1 protein-coding gene is annotated in these 967 nt (G+C 72.6%); it reads left to right on the top strand.

Annotation, left to right across the window (positions count from 1 at the left end):
* Window positions 1–204: 204 nt before the first annotated feature.
* The coding region (locus KBX53_RS34210) for a DUF255 domain-containing protein (RefSeq protein ID WP_210863950.1) at window positions 205–967 on the top strand (763 nt) is incomplete at its 3' end.

Consider the following 967-nt stretch of genomic DNA (forward strand, 5'->3'; position numbering starts at 1 on the left):
ACCGACCGGCGCATCCTGACCGACCGGAGTGGTCTGACCGTCCGGCGTGGCCTGGGGCCGACCGGAGTGGCCTGACCGTCCGGCGTGGCCTGGGGCCGACCGGAGTGGCCTGACCGTCCGGCGTGGCCTGGGGCCGACCGGTCTCGGGTGGGACGTCCGGGTGGAGGCCGCGCGGTCCGCGCCGGGGCTGGCTATGGTCGTCAGGTGAACCGACTCGTCGACGCCACCAGCCCGTACCTGCTCCAGCACGCTGACAACCCGGTCGACTGGTGGCAGTGGTCGGACGAGGCGTTCGCCGAGGCGAAGCGCCGGGACGTCCCGGTGCTCATCTCCGTGGGTTACGCGGCTTGCCACTGGTGCCACGTGATGGCGCACGAGTCGTTCGAGAACGCGCAGGTCGGCGCCCTGATGAACGACAACTTCGTGTCGATCAAGGTGGACCGGGAGGAGCGCCCGGACGTGGACGCGGTCTACATGACCGCGACCCAGGCGATGACCGGCCAGGGCGGTTGGCCGATGACCGTCTTCGCCACCCCGGACGGCACCCCGTTCTTCTGCGGCACCTACTTCCCGCGACCCAACTTCATCCAACTGCTCGAGTCGGTCGCCACCGCCTGGCGGGAGCAGCGCGAGGCGGTGCTCGGCCAGGGCGCCGCCGTGGTCGAGGCGATCGGCGGCGCGCAGGCCGTGGGCGGCCCCACCGCCCCGCTGGACGCCCCGCTGCTCGACGCCGCAGCCGCCAAGCTGGCCAGCGAGTACGACGCCACGAACGGCGGGTTCGGCGGGGCCCCGAAGTTCCCGCCGCACATGAACCTGCTCTTCCTGCTGCGCCACCACCAGCGCACCGGCGACCCGACCAGCCTGGAGATCACCCGGCACACCGCCGAGGCGATGGCCCGGGGCGGCATCTACGACCAGCTCGCGGGCGGCTTCGCCCGGTACTCGGTGGACGCGCACTGGACGGTGC

This window comes from Micromonospora sp. M51 (assembly GCF_018070305.1).
Lineage (GTDB): Bacteria > Actinomycetota > Actinomycetes > Mycobacteriales > Micromonosporaceae > Micromonospora > Micromonospora parva.